Genomic DNA, 16719 nt, shown 5'->3' on the forward strand with positions numbered 1-16719 from the left:
ATCAGCAATGAGTGTCGATCTCGCAATTCCCAAGACCCCCAACCTCTCTCCCGGCGCACCGCGCGTCCGCAATCGGCTCCGGCCGGTCGACTATCTGCTCATCGGCGCGGGCGTCCTGCTGATCGTGGTGGTGCTCAGGCTCTTTCGCGATATGTCCGTGCCCTGGGTGCCGGGCGATTCCGCCGAATCGGTCTCGACCGATCCGTCGAATCTGCCGTACTACGCGGCGCGCACCACGCTGCGCATGTTCCTCGGCCTGGGCGCCTCGCTCATCTTCACGCTGATCGTCGGTCAGTGGGCGGCGCGATCCCGGCGCGCGGAGAAGGTCATCATTCCGGCGCTGGACATCCTGCAATCGGTGCCGGTGCTCGCGCTGGTCTCGATCACGGTGACCGCGTTCATCGCCATGTTCCCCGGCTCGTACCTGGGCGCGGAGGCGGCGTGCGTCTTCGCCATCTTCACCGCGCAGGCCTGGAATATGAGCTTCGCCTACTATCAGGCGCTCCGGAATATGCCCCGTGAGCTGGACGAATCGGTGCGCATGATGCGACTCACGCGCTGGCAGCGACTGTGGCGGCTGGAGGTGCCGACCGCCATGGTGCCGTTGATCTGGAACGGCATGATGAGTTTCGGCGGCGGCTGGTTCATGCTCGCCTCATCCGAGGTGATCAGCGTGTCCGGACGCGATCAGGCGCTGCCCGGCATGGGTAGCTTCATCGCGGCCGCCACCTCCGAGGCGAATGTCGGCACGCTCATGCTGGGCGCGCTGGTCATGGTGCTGACCATCGTGCTGGTGAACGTGCTGTTCTGGCGGCCGCTGACCGCCTGGTCGGAGCGGTTCCGGGTGGAGCACACCGAAAGCGCCTCCGCGCCACGCAGTCTCGTACTGGATCTGCTGCGGCACAGCACACTGCCCCGGCGCATCGGGCGCGCGCTGCGACCGCTGTCGGAGGGAATCGACCGTGCCATGCGGGTTTTCGGGCGCAGCACCAAGCCCGCGTACTGGGACAACTCCGGAACCAATGCCGGCGATATCGTGTTCTTCGGCCTGCTGTTCGCGGGTATCGGCTGGGTGATCTGGCGGCTGGCAACGTATTTCGAGAGCACCGTGGGATTCGCGGAATTCGGCCCGACCTCGCTGATGGGCCTGGCCAGCCTGAGTCGGGTGGCGGTACTGCTGGTGTTCTCGACCATCGTCTGGGTGCCGATCGGGGTGTGGATCGGCATGAATCCGCGCATCTGCCGATTCGCACAGCCGGTCGTGCAGGTGATGGCCAGCTTCCCGGCGCAGTTCCTGTACATCTTCGTCATCGCCGCGCTCACCTACACCGGAATCTCACTGAACTTCGGCGGTGTGGTGCTGATGGCGCTGGGTGCGCAATGGTACGTGCTGTTCAACGTCATCGCCGCCGCCGGGCAGATTCCGACGGATCTGCGCGAGGCCATGGACGACCTCGGCGTGCACGGCCGCGAACGCTGGAAGTCGTTGATACTGCCCGCGATCGCACCCGGATACCTGGTCGGTGCGATCACCGCGTTCGGCGGCGCGTGGAACGCCACGCTGGTCGGCGAGGTCGTCGAATCGGGCGGCAAGCATCTGGAGGCGTACGGGCTCGGCGCGTACATCACCGAGGCCACCACCAATGATCTGTTCGCGAAAGTACTGCTGGGCACGGTGGTGATGAGCATTGTCACCGTCTTCATCAATCGCCTGGTGTGGCGACGCCTGCAGCGCATTGCCGAGAAGCGCTTCGCGCTGCTCTGACCCCCTGTCTCATAACAGCTTTCGAAGGAGAACAGCCCATGTCCACCCCCATCGTCACCGTGGATCGCGTCACCAAGAACTTCACCAATCCCTCGGGCGAGCAGCTGCCGGTGCTCTCCGATGTCAGCCTGGAATTGCGCGAGGGCGAAATCGTCGCGCTGCTGGGCAAATCCGGCTCCGGCAAGTCGACCCTGCTGCGCATAATCGCGGGACTGGTGGCCCCCTCGGCCGGGGCCGCGCGTCTGCGCGAAGCGGATATCACCGAGCCGAATGCCGCCACCGCCATGGTCTTTCAGAGTTTCGCACTGCTGCCGTGGCTGACCGTGCGGCAGAATGTCGAACTCGGCCTGCGCGCCCAGGGCGTGCCCGAACCCGAGCGCAGCGAGCGGACCCTCGCGGTGATCGACATGATCGGCCTGGACGGCTTCGAAAACGCCTATCCCAAGGAGCTTTCCGGCGGGATGCGCCAGCGCGTCGGCTTCGCCCGCGCCCTGGTGGTGCAGCCCGAGGTGCTGCTCATGGACGAGCCGTTCTCCGCACTGGACGTGCTGACCGCCGAGAATCTGCGCGGTGAACTGGTCCGGCTGTGGGATCAGACCGCCTTCCCCACCAAGACCGTCCTGATGGTCACCCACAATATCGAGGAGGCGGTGCAGCTGGCCGATCGAATCCTGGTGCTGGACAACAACCCCGGACGTATCAAGGGGGAATTGCGGGTGCGGCTGGAGCGGCCCCGCGATACCCGGAACCGGCATTTCCTCAATATCGTGGATCAGGCGTACCGCATGCTCACCGACGGCGCGTTCGACGGCGGCCACGCCATCGCGCCCACCCCCACCACCCGGCCGCTGCCCGATGCGGGCGTGGACGGTATCGGCGGCATGCTGGATCTGGTTGCCGCACAGGGCGGTCACGTCGATCTGCCGGAGCTGGCGGGCGATCTGCGTTTCGAACTCGACGATCTGATGCCGCTGGTGGACGCCGCCGCCATGCTCGGGCTGGCGACCGCGTCCGGCGGCGATCTGGACCTCACCCCGGACGGCCGCAATTTCGCCGAGGCCGATATCGATGCCGCCAAGCGGATTTTCGCTCGCCTGGCCCGCGCCAACGCCCCGCTGGTCGGCACCATCGATCACGCCCTGAGCACCGCGCCCGACCATCGCCTCTACGACGGCTTCTTCCTCGATCTGCTGCGCCGCGGCTTCACCGAGGAGGCCGCCCAGCGTCAGCTGCGCACCGCCGTCGACTGGGGCCGCTACGCCGAGCTCTACGAATACGACGCGGCCGAACGCCTGCTCACCCGCGATCCGACAGCCGCTTAGGAAGCGTTGGTTCGGAACGGAATTCGGCGCTCCGGTGCGCGATGGCACGGGATTGTCGGTATGCCCACGAGCACCGTCGATACCCACCGAGCTGTACCGGCAGAGCGACGGCACCCGATGCCGTGCCGAGTGAACCCCAGCCGTGCGATCGCCGCCGCAACACCCCGGACGGCCGGATCAGGGTTTGCGGCCCACGGCGCAATAGCAGGACACCTTGGCATCCAGGGCGGCCGGAAGATCGGTCGCCTCCAGCAGTCGCCACCGATGCGGCGGCACCACACCCGGTTCCACCAGGTCGAGGTCCGCGAACCACGCGGTCACCTCCTCATGGGTGCGGACCTGCGCGGGCAGCTTGCGGACGCGGTAGACGTCCTGGCTGGCCAGTACCTGTTCGGGGGCGAAATCGGAGGTGATGGTGCAGATCACGAGATAGGAGCCGGGCGCCATGGCGTCCAGGAATGTTCGCACGATTCGCAAGATGTCGTCCTCGACGAAGTGCAGTAGCGCGATCATGCTCAACCCGATCGGCTGGCTCAGATCGAGTATCTCGGTCAACTCCGGATCGCGCAGGATCGACGCCGGATCGGTGACATCGCCGTGGATGTAGGTGGTGGCCCCCGGCATACCGGCGGTCATCAGCGCGCGGGCATGCGCCAGCACCACCGGATCATTGTCGACGTAGACCACCCGGGCGTCCGGTGCGGTCTCCTGCGCGATCTGATGCAGGTTGGGCTCGGTCGGGATACCGGTGCCGATATCGAGGAACTGCCGAATTCCGGCCTCGGCCAGGAACTTCGTGCTGCGGTGCATGAACTGGCGGTTGAGCCGGGCGGCGGTGCGGATATCCGGCCACACCTTCAGGATTTCCGCAGCGGCCCTGCGGTCGACCTCGTAATTGTCCTTGCCGCCCAGGAAGTAGTCGTACACGCGAGAGGTATGCGGCTGATCCAACTGATGTTCGCTATCCATTCGATCACCGCCCCTTTCGCCTGTTCGAGGACACACCCTTCGGCATAGGCTAATCGGCCAACGGCCATACCGAGTAGTTTCATGGCGAAGCGTGCGCACTCCCGCCGGACACGATCCGCGCCACGCCATCCAGCCGGACGGACCGGCGCGGGAACCCGCTGTGGCGTGCAGCTACGAATTGACCTGGGAATCCAGGAAATTCAGCAGAATCTGGGCGTCGTCGCCGTAGTCCAGGTGCGCCTTCGAGGCGTAGAAGGTGGCCATGGCCGCACCCTGCCTGCTCAATTGCAGCAGATCGTTGATGGAGTCCGGGCCGCCGATGCTGATCAGGGTCTGCGCGGCGACCCGGAGATCACCGCGCACGGCATCGGCGAAGGGGCCGATGACCGCACCGGCCAGGTCGATGGTGAGCGGGGCGAGCGCCGATGCCGTGACGGCCGCGGCCAGCGGTCCCGAATGATCCATGGATTCGACGGCGCGCCACAGGGTTTCCTGCATCTGGCCGACATCCGCGGCGATGCGCAGGATATCGATTCCGGTCATGGCGTCGGCGATGACGCCGGCGGCGGCCGTCCACCCCGACGGGTCGACCGCGGCGGCGGCCCGGATCACCGAGGCGACGAGCGGCAGATCCACCCCGGCGGCGGCCTTGACCAGGGGGGCCAGCGCGGCATTCAGATCGCTCGCGACCTGGTGCGCGGTACGCAGATCACCGGATTCGATGACGCCGGGCAGGCCGGTGAGACTGTCCAGAATCGCGGGCAGATTCGCGGCGGTGGCCGCCCAGCCCGCGCCGACCTGTACCACCTGCGCCATCAATTGGCCCGGATCGGTGGCTCCGGGCAGCAGCGCGGCGATCGGCGCGGGGTCGCCGCTGATCACCCGGCCCAGCGCGGCGAGGAACGGTGAGGTGGCGGCATTGAGCGAGCAGTACAGATCACCATCGGCACACAGGGTGCGCACCCGATCGGTGAGCGCCCCGAAATCCTGCTCCCGGGATCCGGCGATCCCGTGCCCGGGCTGCGGATTACCAAGGGACAGCGTGGTATTCGGATCCCGATGCGGATCGGCCAGCAGTCCGACCCCCAGCACCCGTTCCGCGCCGATCGGCCCCGCGCCGTGCCCGATCTCGGTGGCGAAATCACCGATCCCGTCCGCTCCCTGGCTGTATCCGGCCAGCAGCACCCGAGTCGACGCGCACAGCCCGCTCACCATCTGCCGCAACCGCGATTCCAGCGTGCCCAGCGACTGCGCATAGGTCAGCCCCTGATCGAAAGCACTCGCGGCATACGGCGCGTACAGCACCGTGATATCGCCCCCGAGCTGCCGCTGCAACCCATCCCCGATCGGCCTGAGCATCCCCACCGGCACCGTCGGATCCGCATCCGGCCGCGTCTCCCACGTCCCCGGCGCGAAAATCGCGGTATACGGCGTGCACCCCCGCGCTCCCCGAGGCTGCGCCCCGGCGTCCCCTGCCACCACGGTCCCCGCCATGACTGCCACGGCCATCGAGATCGCCGCGCACGAGGTCGCCAGCCTGCTCATCGTCCAAATCCTCTGCCACCGAAGGGTTTCCGATCCCACCCGACAGGTCCCGAAACCCGTCGCGCAGTTTCGGCCCATTCTCCCGCCCCACCCCCGGTTCCGCAGCCTTTTCAGACACATACCCGTTTCAAACCTTTGGGCGACTCATAACGAGAACGGCCCCGGAACCAGTGGTTCCGGGGCCGTTCCGTGTAGTAGCGGGGACAGGATTTGAACCTGCGACCTCTGGGTTATGAGCCCAGCGAGCTACCGAGCTGCTCCACCCCGCGTCGGGTAGGTAGAACATTACACAGGTGGGGCGGTGGGGCCTAATCGCGTGGGTGGCGTGTCACGGCAGGGGGATTTTGGAGAGGGTGCTGGAGCCTGCGTTGGCTACGTAGAGGTGGTTGTCGGGGGAGATGGTCAGGCCCTGGGGGTCCTGTTCCACTCGGATGGTGTCGATCACTTTCGCGGTGGCGGTGTCTATGACCGAGACGGTGGCGGTGAATTCGGTGGCGACATAGGTGCGGGAGCCGTCGGCGGAGAGGGCTACGCCGGAGACTCGGGAGCCCAGATCGACCGTGCCGGTGACGGTTTCGGTGACGGGGTCGATGAGGATGACGGTGTTGGTATTCCAGGTGGTGACGGCGGCGTGGGTGCCGTCGGCGGATACGGCCAGGTTCCGGGTGCGCACGCCCACATCGATGGTGGTGACCGCGCCGGTGGCGGGGTGGTAGAGGGAGATGTCGTTCTTGCGCTGGTTCATCAGGCTGTATTCGGTGATGATCCATTTGCTGCCGTCCGGCAGCGGCCAGGTTTGCCCGGGGGTGCGGCCGATCGGGATGCGTTGTCCGGTACGGGCTTTGGTTTCGGCGTCGAAGACGGTGATGCCGTCGCCGTCGGGGACATAGACCAGCGCGCCGTCGGGTGAGACGTCGGGTCTGCGGGGCGACTCGACCGGGCCCAGCTCGCCGATCTGCGCCCCGGTGACCCCGTCGAGGATGCGGATGACCTTCTGCTCGATCGACGGCACGTAGATGCGGCGGCCGTCGGGTGCGATGACGGCCTCCTCGTACAGGGCGGTGCGGAATCGGACCGTTCGCAGGGACGCGTTCGTCCGGGCGTCCAGGATCTGCGCGTCACCGTTCACCCCGACCACGAAGAGCTGGGAACCGTCGGTGGAAGGCGCCACGGTGAAGGGGGTCACCAGCACCGGGATCCGGACCGGGCGCGGTGTGGCCGCAGTCGTCGGAACGATGGAAGAGCTTGCCGCCGGGCCGCTTTCGGTATCGCGCAGCGCCCGGTAGGTGAGACCACCCGCCACCGCGAGCATGATCACCGCCAGCAGCGCGAGCACCGTGACCACCGCGCGGGCACGCCGTGGACGGGACACCGTATCCGCGTGGTCGGTCCGCACGGTGAGGTCGGCCAGGGCCCGCGTGTAGGCGCGGGTGCCGTCGGCCACCGCGGGCGGAAGCCAGTCCCCCGCCACGGGCACCGTGTCCCGGTTCAGGAAGCCGAGCAGGTCGGCCGGGCGCGGCCGATCGGCGGGGTTGGGCGAAAGACACCGGGCGACAATGTCACCCAGAGTCCCGGGCGGAGCACCGGAGAGATCGGGGGCACCGTTCGCGACCCGCATGAGCAATGCCACGGCGTCGCCGTCACCGTACGGGCCGCGACCGGATGCCGCGAACACCAGGACCGACCCTAGCGAGAACACATCGCCGGCCGGTCCGACGAACTCACCCCGCGCCTGTTCCGGCGACATGAAGCCGGGCGTGCCGATCACCCCGCCGGTCAAGGTCACCGTCGCACCCTCACCCAGTGCGTGCGCGATGCCGAAATCGATCACCCGCGGCCCGTCCGCGGCGATCAGCACATTCGACGGTTTCAGATCGCGGTGCACGACTCCGGCGGCGTGTATGGCGGCCAGCGCCTCCGCCATACCGCGCGCCAATTCCCGGACCGACTCCGTCGGCAGCGGCCCGAATCGTGCCACCACCTGATCCAGCGCGGGTGCGGGAATGTATTCGGTCGCACTCCAGGGCATCGGCCCGTCGACATCGGCGTCGACGACGGCGGGCGTGTGGAAACCGCCGACGGCGCGCGCCGCCCGGACCTCACGGATGAAGCGCTGCCGGAACTCCCGATCGCGCGCCAGATGCGGATGCACCACCTTGACCGCGACCAGGCGGCGGCCCGGCGAGATACCGAGAAAGACCTCGCCCATACCGCCCGCACCGAGCCTGCCCAGCAGCCGGTAGCCGCCGATGGCGCGCGGATCATCGGCGGCCAGTGCGTGAATCGGCTGCGGAGCCCGCGGTGCGCTCATGCGTTGATCGCGTAGAGATTGCGGTCATCGCAGCCCGCGAACACCACGCCGGATCCGAAGGTTATCCCCCCGAGTTTGTCCGGCGCCTGATAGACCCACCGCTGCTCGCCGGACGTGATATCCAGTGCCAGCAGCTTTTCGGTCGCCAGGCAGTACACCGAGTCGGTCCCCACCGCGAGCGCGGACGACAGGTTGTCGTCGCTGCGGTACAACCACCGCACGGTTCCGTCCGCGGCGTCGAAGGCGTAGGCCCGCGAGTAACCCGCGACGAAGACCGTATTCCCGCGCACCACCGTCGCCGACCCGCCGAAGCGGTCGAACTTCCACTTCTGCGCGCCGGTGCCGAGATCGAGCGCGCGGAAGGTGTTGGCGGTCGAAACGAACACGGCGCCACCGGAAATGATCGGCGGATCCACAACGTGGAAACCATCCTTGGGATCGGTCATCCGCCAGCGCACCGCACCCGTGGCCGCGTCCAGCAGGCATAGTTCACCGCCGCCCGTCACCGTCACGACCGCACCCTCGGCGGCGAAGATCGACAGCGAGGAGGTACTCGCATCGGTGAGCGCGACCCAGCGCTGCTCTCCGGTCGTGCTGTCGAAGGCGACGATTCCATTGCCGCGCACGCTGAGTGAGCCGAATACGAGTCCGCCGGCGGCCGCGACGGCACCACTGATGTCCGGCTTCTCCCAGAGTTCGGCACCCGTGGCGGCGTCGAACGCGAAGAGTCCACGCATGACGTTGGTCGCGTAGACCTTGCCGTCGAGCTGTACGGGACCGTGCGAAAGCTGCTGCCGCATAACGCCTTTCCAGCGCACAGCACCGGAAGCGCCGTCCAGCGCATACACCGAGCCGTCGATACTCCCCGCGAAGACCGCCGTCCCGGCGACCGCGGGCGGATCCGGCGAATAGTCAGTGCCGACGAAGGTCCCGATATCGGCCTGCCAGCGCAGCGTCCCGCCCGGACTCCTCACCGCCGCAGGAGCTTTCGCGGATGAGCGGTCGGCGATGAGCTTACCGGTCGCCACCGCGGCACCCATCAGGATCACGGCCCCGCCTATCCCCGCGGTCAGCACCGCACGCCGGTTCGACCGGCGCTGCGGCATCAGCGGCTCGACCGATGGCGGCGCTGCCAGCGCGGCCATCATCGGCGGCGGTAGCCACTGCGCCGATGCCCCCGCCCGGTGATCGCGCAGCGCCTCGAGCAGATCGGAGGTCGACGGACGCGCGGCGGCGTCTTTGTGCAAGCAGGCCACGATGATTCGGTTCAGCCGACCCTCCCGCAGTCCCGTGAGATCGGGCGCGGAGTACGCGACCCGCATCAGCATCAGCGCGGTGCTCTTGTCTTCGAAGGGTGCGTGACCGGTGGCCGCGAAGGTGAGCACCGAGCCGAGCGAGAACACATCACCCGCGGGACCGATATCACCACCGAGCACGTGCTCCGGCGACATATAGCCGGGCGTGCCGATGAGCGCACCGGTGGTGGTGACCGCCTGCGTCTCGGCGACCAGCTTCGCGATCCCGAAATCGATGACGCGCGGACCGGATTCGGTGAGCAGCACATTGCCCGGTGTGAGATCCCGATGGGTGACTCCGGCAGTGTGGATGGCGGCCAGCGCCTCGACGATTCCGGCTGCCAACTCTTCCACCGACGCCTCGGGCAGCGGACCGAAGTCGGCGACCACATCCTTGAGGGAGTGTCCGGCAATATATTCGGTCGCCAGCCACGGCTGCGGCGCTTCCCAGTCGGCGTCGACAACGGCCGCGGTATAGAAGCCCCCGACCGCGCGGGCCGCCTGCACCTCGCGGGCGAATCGCGTCCGGAACTCCGCGTCGCGGGCCAGATGCCGGTGCACCACCTTGAGGGCGACCTGCCGTCCACCGGGCGATCGCCCGAGCAGCACATCACCCATGCCGCCGGAGCCGAGCCGCCCGATCACCCGGTACGGGCCGATCGCCTCGACTACATCGGCGCTCACCGGAGCCGGTCGAGCATGATGCGCGCCTGATTCTCGGCGGCCTGGCGTACCGCGTCCCGATCGGCGTGGATATCGAAGCCGGTCACCCGGAAGGTGGAGCGCACGAACAGGTTCGAGTCCTTGGCTTCCACCGTCGCGGTGATATCGGTACGGGGCCCGGAGCTGATGTCCTCGAGCGTGTAGTACGCGGTCTCACCAAGTCCGGGGATGGCCTTCGCGGTGGTGTTCGCCGGTGGCGTCGCGACGGTGCTCAACCTGCCCGCGTCGAACAGATCGTTATCGGCGCCCCAGCCGAAATCGGCCTGCCCGGTGTAGCTCGCGTTCTCGAAATCGGCTCGGCATTCCAGGCTGCCGCCGGTCCCGGCGGCATTGACTTCCTCGTGCAGCGGCTTGCCCTGCGCCGGGTAACCCAGTCGCACGATGGCGGCCAGATCCACCGCGTCACAGGCATTGGTGACCTTGCCGGGTTTGTACTTGCCCGCTTTGACGAGTGAACCTCCGGGCTGGTACCCGGGTTCGCTCCCGCCCGCGCCGTCGCCACCGGTCAGCACCACCACCGCGACCACCGCCGAGGCGATGAGCGCGAGCACGCTCGCCCCCGCCACCAGCCACGGCATCCTGCTCCGCCTAGGTGCCGGTATCACTTCAGTCTCCCGAGCACCGTTTCGGACTGGTGCCGGCAGATCGCAACCAGCTGATCGCGGTTGGTGCCGTCGTCCTCGGACAGATACACATCGACAATGGCGACCACATTCGCTTCGAGGAAGCCGAGCATGCAACCGATCTGCGTGGTGTCGCCCTTGTTCGGCTCGTGCACAACCAGATACGCGTCTTCGCCGATTCCACTCACCTTCTGGGTGGTGACACCGGACCCGGTGGTGCCGAGGCCGTCGGCGCGATGGCTGTCGTACAGACTGCGCACGATGGCGAGCTGATCGGACACCTCGAGGTGCAGCATGATGAAGCCGTGCTCGTTCATGGTGTTGCATTCGAGCGAATCGGCGACCGACGGCAGTTCGATCTTGTCGCCCAATGGAGTGCCGTTCGACTTGCCGATCACCTTCTCGGCGGCGGGCATATCGAGCAGAGCGCAGGCCTCACCGATCCCGGCCGCCGTGTACTTGGCCGCACCGCCCGCCGCCGTACCCGCACCGCCCCCTGCCGAGTCGTCACCGCGTTGCGCGACAACGATTCCCACGATCGCCAGCACGGCCACCACCAGGGCACCGCAGACCGCCGCGATCATCCACGGCAGCCGGTTCGGTGAATCCGATTGCGCGGGAGCGTATTGCGAATTGACCGGCTCGGTCACCGCATCGGGCGCGAACCGCGTCGTGGCGGGCTCGGGCACGTGCCGGCCGACGGACTCGTAACCCGGCTCCGGCGAGACCCGCGCCGGTTGCCCGGTCACCGGCGCGCCGGCCAGCGCTGCCGTCAACTCGACCGCGGTCGGCCTGCGGACCGGATCCTCGAACAGGCACTGCGCCAGCACAGTTCGCAACCCCGCCGGTACCGCGTCGAGTCCAGGGGACGGCGCGCGGCCCGTCGCGGCGAATACCAGCACCGTCGCGAGCGCGTACACGTCACCGGCCGGATCAGCGGTTCCCTCGGAGGGCCGCGCTTGGCCGAGCCGTGGTCCGTCGGAGTACATCAGCACGGTCTCGGGACGCAGATCGCCGAAGACCTGCCGCAGCGCGTGCACCGCGGCCAGTGCGGCGGCCAGACGCTCGCCGATCTCCCGCACGGCGGGCTCGGGCAGCGGACCATGCTCCGCGACAACACGATCCAGTGTCGGCGGCAGTTCCTGATCGGCTATCCGGCCCTCCGGCCGCCCCGGTTGCTCGGTGGCACCACCGATTCCCATTGTCATGGCCAAGTCCTCCCTCCTGACCGCGCCATACGGCGCTGTGCGACTGTATCGCCTCCCCGGATCCGCGCAACCCCAATAGATAGCTCTCGAATGGTCGCCGCGCGGAATCCCGTCGGCGGTGCCGCCGCCGGAACCGATCCCGGGGTTGATACGGTCGGGCGGATGTCTGCCGAGGCCGGAAGTACCCTGCCCATCCAGCGAGTTCGGGCCATTGTCGAACTCGCCGGATTGCGTGGGTGGGATATCAGCGGCATGCTCGCCGATGCGGGAATTTCGCCGGATCTGTTGTCGGAGGGGCGATCCCGGGTCACCATCGATCAGGCGGTGCGGGTGGTGCAGCAGCTGTGGCGGGCCACCGATGACGAATTGCTCGGGCTCGGACTGCAACCCATGCCGCGCGGCACGCTGCGGCTGGTGTGTTTCGGGTTGATGGGCGCGCCCACGCTGGGGGCCGCGATTCGCCGGTTCGAGAGTTTCCGGCGATCACTGCCAGGTTTGCCGCGGGCCTCGCTCACCGAACGGGACGGGGAGGCGCGGGTCGGGTTCGATATGAGTGGGGCGGATCGCGCGCCCGGCATTGTCATCGACACCATGCTGGTCATCACGCATCGCTTCCTGGCGTGGCTGATCGGCGGCCGGCTCCGGCTGCGCCGCGTCGAACTGCCCTACGCCCGCGATCCCGAAGTCGACGACTATGACGTGGTTTTCGGTGCGCCCGTGGTGTTTTCGGCCGCTGAACCGACGCTGATCTTCGATGCCGCGCTGCTGGATCATCCGATCGGGCGCACCGAGGGGGAGCTGCTGGAGTTCCTGCGCAACGCACCGTCGGGGGTGCTCGGCCCGCGTGACTATTCGATCTCGCTGGCCGCGCGGGTGCGGCATATCTTGCAGCGCGGACTGGACGGCGAATGGCCCGGGGTCGACGATGTCGCCGCCGAACTGTCCATGAGCCCGCCCACCCTGCGCCGCAAACTGCGTGAGGAGCACACCGCGTTGCGCGAGATCCGCGAGCAGATCCTGCGCGACGCCGCCATCGCGAGCCTGGTGCGCGGGGAGGAAACGGTGGCGGCGCTGTCCCGGCGGCTCGGCTTCTCCGAGCCCAGCGCCTTCTCCCGTGCGTTCCGGCGCTGGACCGGCAGTCCGCCCGGCTCATATCAGCACTGAACCTCGGCGACAGCACTGAGCGGCTGAGCGTTCCGGTCAAGAAGTCGAGCGAGGCGGTCATTGGGAAACCGGGCATATCGCCTTACCGTCACGGCAGAGCCTACTTAGAACAGAGGAGTTCACTCGTGGCCCTGCACCGCTCGCCGTGGATGGACGAGGACCTGGACGCGCTGTCCGATCTCGCGCGCAAGTTCTTCGAGAAGGAATGCGCCCCCAATGAGGACCGGTGGGCCCGCCAGCACCATGTCGACCGCGAACTCTGGAACCGCGCGGGCGAATTGGGCCTGCTCTGCCTGAGCATTCCGGAGGAGTACGGCGGTGGCGGCGGCACCTTCGCCCATGAGGCCGTGGTGCTCACCGAACAGGTGCGCGGGCTGTCCCCAAGCCTGGGCAACCCGGTGCACAGCGGTATCGTCGCGCACTATCTGAACGCGTACGGCACCGACGAGCAGAAGCGGAACTGGTTGCCGCGCATGGCATCCGGCGAGGTCGTCGGCGCGATCGCGATGACCGAACCCGGCACCGGCTCGGATCTGCAGGGCATCAAGACCAAGGCGGTCAAGGACGGCGACGATTACGTCCTGAACGGCGCCAAGACCTTCATCACCAACGGCTACCTGGCCGATCTGGTGATCGTGGCCTGTAAGACCTCCGAGGGCAAGGGCGCGGACACCGTCTCGCTGCTGCTGGTGGAGACCGATCGCGAGGGCTTCCGGCGCGGCCGCAATCTGGAGAAGATCGGCCAGCACGGTCAGGACACCTGCGAGCTGTTCTTCGACAATGTCCGTGTGCCGCAGTCGAATCTGCTGGGCAGTGCGGAGGGTATCGGCTTCATCCAGCTCATGCAGCAGCTGCCGCAGGAGCGCCTGATCCTGGCGGTCATCGCCGCCGCCGCGATCGAGAAGACCGTCGAGGTCACCCTGGCCTACACCAAGGAACGCGAAGCCTTCGGCAAGCCCGTCTTCGCCTTCCAGAACACCCAGTTCACCCTGGCCGAATGCGACACCATCAAGTCCATCGCCTGGGCCTTCACCGATGACTGCGTCAACAAGCACCTGCGCGGCGAACTGGATGTGCCCACGGCCGCCAAGGCCAAGTGGTGGCTCACCGAACAGCAGTGCAAGGTCGCCGACGAATGCCTGCAGCTCTTCGGCGGCTACGGCTACATGGCCGAATACCCCATCTCGCGCATGTACGCCGACGCCCGCATCCAGAAGATCTACGGCGGCACCAACGAGATCATGAAGCTGATCATCGGCCGGACCCTGTAGTACCGGATCGCAACTGCCGCTGCCGGACCCGGGCCGAACCCGTGATCAGGCGCAGGGCCGTGCCCAGCAGCAGCAGATTGCCGATCATCTGCACGAGGACGAAACCCCTGGCCAGCTGGCTGCTCGCCACGATGTCACCGAATCCGACGGTGGCGAACACCGTCACGGTGAAATAGAGCGCGTCCAGCTTGGTCAGCGAAGCCCCGAAATTCCCGATGTCATCGAGACTCAGCAGGTAATAGACCGTGGCGAATCCGATCAGATAGGCCCCGAAAACAGTTGCCAGCGCTTCGGCGGCCTGCTCGATCGGCCGATCCACCCGCAACACCCGGCTCACCTGCCAGACGCACAACCCGAACACCACCGCCAGCCCGGCCGTCAGCAGGACGAACGCTGGCACATCGTCCAGCCGATCGAACGGCAACAGGAAATACGCCAGCGTGAATGCCGTGACGGTCAACGCCGACCGCCCCATCGCCCGATAGAACGATCGGCGTCCGTGCCGTGAAACTCCGCTCCCACCAGGCTGTTTCGGCATGAGGAAATGCTACGTCGCAGGTGGGAGTTCCTGGTGTAAGGCGCTTACTCGGTCGCATCCTCGAGTGCGGGTTCGGGTGCGGTGCGGGCGTCGATCTGTTCGCCGATGTAGCGGATGATCACCGCGGCGATGGCGGCGACCGGGACGGAGAGGAAGGCGCCGACTATGCCGTAGAGGGAGCTGCCCACGGTGATGGCGAGCAGGACTACGACGGCGTGCAGTTGCATGCTGCGGCTTTGCAGGATCGGTTGCAGCACATTGCCTTCCAGCTGCTGCACGACGACGATGATGGCAAGGACGATCAAGGCCGAGGTGAGACCCTTGGTCACCAGGGCCACCAGGACGGCGAGGGCGCCCGCGACGAAGGCGCCGACGATCGGGATGAAGCCGCCGAGGAAGGTCAGGACGGTCAGGACCGCGGCGAGCGGGATGTGCATGATGACCAGGCCGCCGCCGATCAGGACCGCGTCGATGAGGCTCACCAGGGCCTGGGTGCGGATGAAGCCGCCCAGGGTGACCCAGATCCGGTTCAGGACCTCCTCGACGTGCCGGCCGCTGCGGCTGCCCAGAATCGAGTGCAGCCAGGGCAGCAGGCGCGGGCCGTCCTTGACGAAGAAGAACGTCAGCATGAGCACCAGGAACAGGGTGACGATCGCCGAGGTCGCGGTGCTGACACCGCTGAAGACGCCGCTGGCGATGCGCTCGGCGCTGGACTGCACCTTGCTCACGATCGCATCGACGGCCGAATTCAATTGTTCGTCACCGATATTCAGCGGCGGGCCGTGCAACCAGTCGCGCACCTTGTGCAGGCCCTCGGTGGCGCGATCCGCGAGCGCGGGCGATTGATCGACCACCGACGGCACAATCAGGGCGATCACCCCGGCCAGGATGCCGAGCAGACCGAGTGTCGTGACCGAGGCCGCCAAGGCGGGCGGCAGGCCACGCTGCACGAGCCATCGCGTCGGCGGCCACAGCACGGTGGAGATCACCAGCGCCAGCGCCACGGGCAGCACCGCGACCCAGAGCTTGCCGAGCACGATCTGGAGCACCCACGCACCGGCCGCGATGGCGACCAGGCACAGCGACCATTTGGCGAGCCAGAGCAGGCCCTTGCCGATCACAGCGCCTCGATCCGGCAGTGTCGCCGTCGGCGCTCCCCCGGTCTCTCGCCGCGTCGAGTCATTCCGCTCGGACGCCCCTGCGGATCCGGCCCCGTCTTTGTCGTTCGCTGGCTCGCTCACGCCCACAGTGTGGCACGGTGCGGATAAGAAACCACGCAGCACGTTCTGCCCGCACCGGCACTGCCGCCACCGCTCAGCAATTCAGACATTGTGGACTAAACGAACACTCCCGCATGCGCGCCCGCCAACGCCAGGCGGACAGCCGAATCGGCGGTCGCATCGGTCAACTTCTCGCGGGTTATCAAGGCGCGGAAATAGATCGGCGCGACCAGCGCCTTGACCAGCTCCACCGGATCGGTATCGGCGGGCAGTTCCCCCCGCTCGGTGGCGCGCACCACGATCGGCAACGCCTGGCGAATGCGATCGCGGAAGACATGCCGGACCACATTCGGGGGCGGTGCCGAACCCGCGGTCTCGGACACCATGACGGCCAGCACCGCCTGTCCCCCCGGACTTTTCACCCATGCGACCAGACCGCGCGCGAGTGCGCGCAGATCATCCTCGACCGAACCGGTATCCGCCAGCGGAATCTCGGCCGCCGCACTGTCCGCGAGCGCATCGGCGATGAGCGCGTCGCGATCCGCCCAGCGCCGGTACACGGTGGTCTTGTGCACCCCGGCGCGGCGCGCCACATTGTCGACGGCGAACCCCGCGTAGCCGAGTTCGGCCAGCTCGGCGACGGTGGCGGCCAAGACGGCCGCGCGCACCTTGGGTCCGCGACCGAGCGGCGCGTCAGGGCTCATTGCAACTCCTAGTTGCGATATCGAACGGGCACGGGCATGCTCAACCCTATCGCAACTCACT

The 16719-nt window shown here is 67.4% G+C and carries 13 protein-coding genes and 1 tRNA gene; 4 read left to right on the forward strand and 10 right to left on the reverse strand.

Going from position 1 to position 16719, the window contains the following annotated elements; genetic code table 11:
* Positions 1 to 7 precede the first annotated feature (7 nt).
* Entirely contained in the window at positions 8 to 1765 is a 1758-nt protein-coding gene (locus tag AB0L82_RS22370; RefSeq protein ID WP_364639300.1) for an ABC transporter permease subunit, read from the forward strand.
* Between the two features lie 38 nt (positions 1766 to 1803).
* Entirely contained in the window at positions 1804 to 3087 is a 1284-nt protein-coding gene (locus tag AB0L82_RS22375) for a nitrate/sulfonate/bicarbonate ABC transporter ATP-binding protein (RefSeq protein WP_364639302.1), read from the forward strand.
* Between the two features lie 177 nt (positions 3088 to 3264).
* On the opposite strand, the gene AB0L82_RS22380 is transcribed toward AB0L82_RS22375, so the two are convergent.
* The 7 genes from AB0L82_RS22380 to AB0L82_RS22410 all read right to left on the reverse strand — a co-directional run bounded on the left by AB0L82_RS22380 (position 3265) and on the right by AB0L82_RS22410 (position 11761).
* Positions 3265 to 4056: an SAM-dependent methyltransferase gene (locus AB0L82_RS22380; protein ID WP_364639304.1), complete on the reverse strand. Its 792-nt coding sequence runs from the start codon at positions 4054 to 4056 to the stop codon at positions 3265 to 3267.
* Positions 4057 to 4227: 171 nt separating this feature from the next.
* Positions 4228 to 5601 carry a cutinase family protein gene (locus AB0L82_RS22385; protein WP_364639306.1) on the reverse strand — a complete coding sequence of 458 codons (1374 nt, stop codon included), beginning with the start codon at positions 5599 to 5601 and terminating at the stop codon, positions 4228 to 4230.
* 195 nt (positions 5602 to 5796) lie between these two features.
* A tRNA-Met gene (locus tag AB0L82_RS22390) sits at positions 5797 to 5870 on the reverse strand.
* Between the two features lie 59 nt (positions 5871 to 5929).
* Entirely contained in the window at positions 5930 to 7912 is a 1983-nt protein-coding gene (locus tag AB0L82_RS22395; RefSeq protein WP_364639308.1) for a serine/threonine-protein kinase, read from the reverse strand.
* On the reverse strand, positions 7909 to 9891 hold the full coding sequence (locus AB0L82_RS22400; RefSeq protein WP_364639311.1) for a serine/threonine-protein kinase: 1983 nt from the start codon (positions 9889 to 9891) through the stop codon (positions 7909 to 7911). Before AB0L82_RS22400 ends, AB0L82_RS22395 begins: the two co-directional genes overlap by 4 nt.
* Positions 9888 to 10508 carry a hypothetical protein gene (locus AB0L82_RS22405; RefSeq protein WP_364639314.1) on the reverse strand — a complete coding sequence of 207 codons (621 nt, stop codon included), beginning with the start codon at positions 10506 to 10508 and terminating at the stop codon, positions 9888 to 9890. The genes AB0L82_RS22400 and AB0L82_RS22405 overlap by 4 nt, the downstream gene beginning before the upstream one ends.
* A gap of 23 nt (positions 10509 to 10531) precedes the next feature.
* A complete protein-coding gene (locus AB0L82_RS22410) occupies positions 10532 to 11761 on the reverse strand; it encodes a hypothetical protein (RefSeq protein WP_364639317.1) in 1230 nt (409 codons plus the stop codon).
* A 162-nt stretch (positions 11762 to 11923) separates the two neighbouring features.
* Between AB0L82_RS22410 and AB0L82_RS22415 the strand changes: the two genes are divergently transcribed.
* Both AB0L82_RS22415 and AB0L82_RS22420 read left to right on the forward strand, forming a co-directional pair.
* Entirely contained in the window at positions 11924 to 12925 is a 1002-nt protein-coding gene (locus AB0L82_RS22415; protein ID WP_364639320.1) for an AraC family transcriptional regulator, read from the forward strand.
* Between the two features lie 149 nt (positions 12926 to 13074).
* On the forward strand, positions 13075 to 14196 hold the full coding sequence (locus tag AB0L82_RS22420) for an acyl-CoA dehydrogenase family protein (RefSeq protein ID WP_364640420.1): 1122 nt from the start codon (positions 13075 to 13077) through the stop codon (positions 14194 to 14196).
* On the opposite strand, the gene AB0L82_RS22425 is transcribed toward AB0L82_RS22420, so the two are convergent.
* The 3 genes from AB0L82_RS22425 to AB0L82_RS22435 form a co-directional block, all read right to left on the reverse strand.
* Complete coding sequence (locus AB0L82_RS22425) at positions 14177 to 14734, reverse strand: potassium channel family protein (protein WP_364639323.1); 558 nt, start codon at positions 14732 to 14734, stop codon at positions 14177 to 14179. The two genes, AB0L82_RS22420 and AB0L82_RS22425, sit on opposite strands and share 20 nt — an antisense overlap.
* 44 nt (positions 14735 to 14778) lie before the next feature.
* Positions 14779 to 15873: an AI-2E family transporter gene (locus AB0L82_RS22430; RefSeq protein ID WP_364640423.1), complete on the reverse strand. Its 1095-nt coding sequence runs from the start codon at positions 15871 to 15873 to the stop codon at positions 14779 to 14781.
* A gap of 197 nt (positions 15874 to 16070) precedes the next feature.
* Positions 16071 to 16658: a TetR/AcrR family transcriptional regulator gene (locus AB0L82_RS22435; protein WP_364639326.1), complete on the reverse strand. Its 588-nt coding sequence runs from the start codon at positions 16656 to 16658 to the stop codon at positions 16071 to 16073.
* Positions 16659 to 16719: the final 61 nt, after the last annotated feature.

The sequence above is a fragment of the Nocardia sp. NPDC052001 genome, from assembly GCF_040680615.1.
GTDB lineage: Bacteria > Actinomycetota > Actinomycetes > Mycobacteriales > Mycobacteriaceae > Nocardia.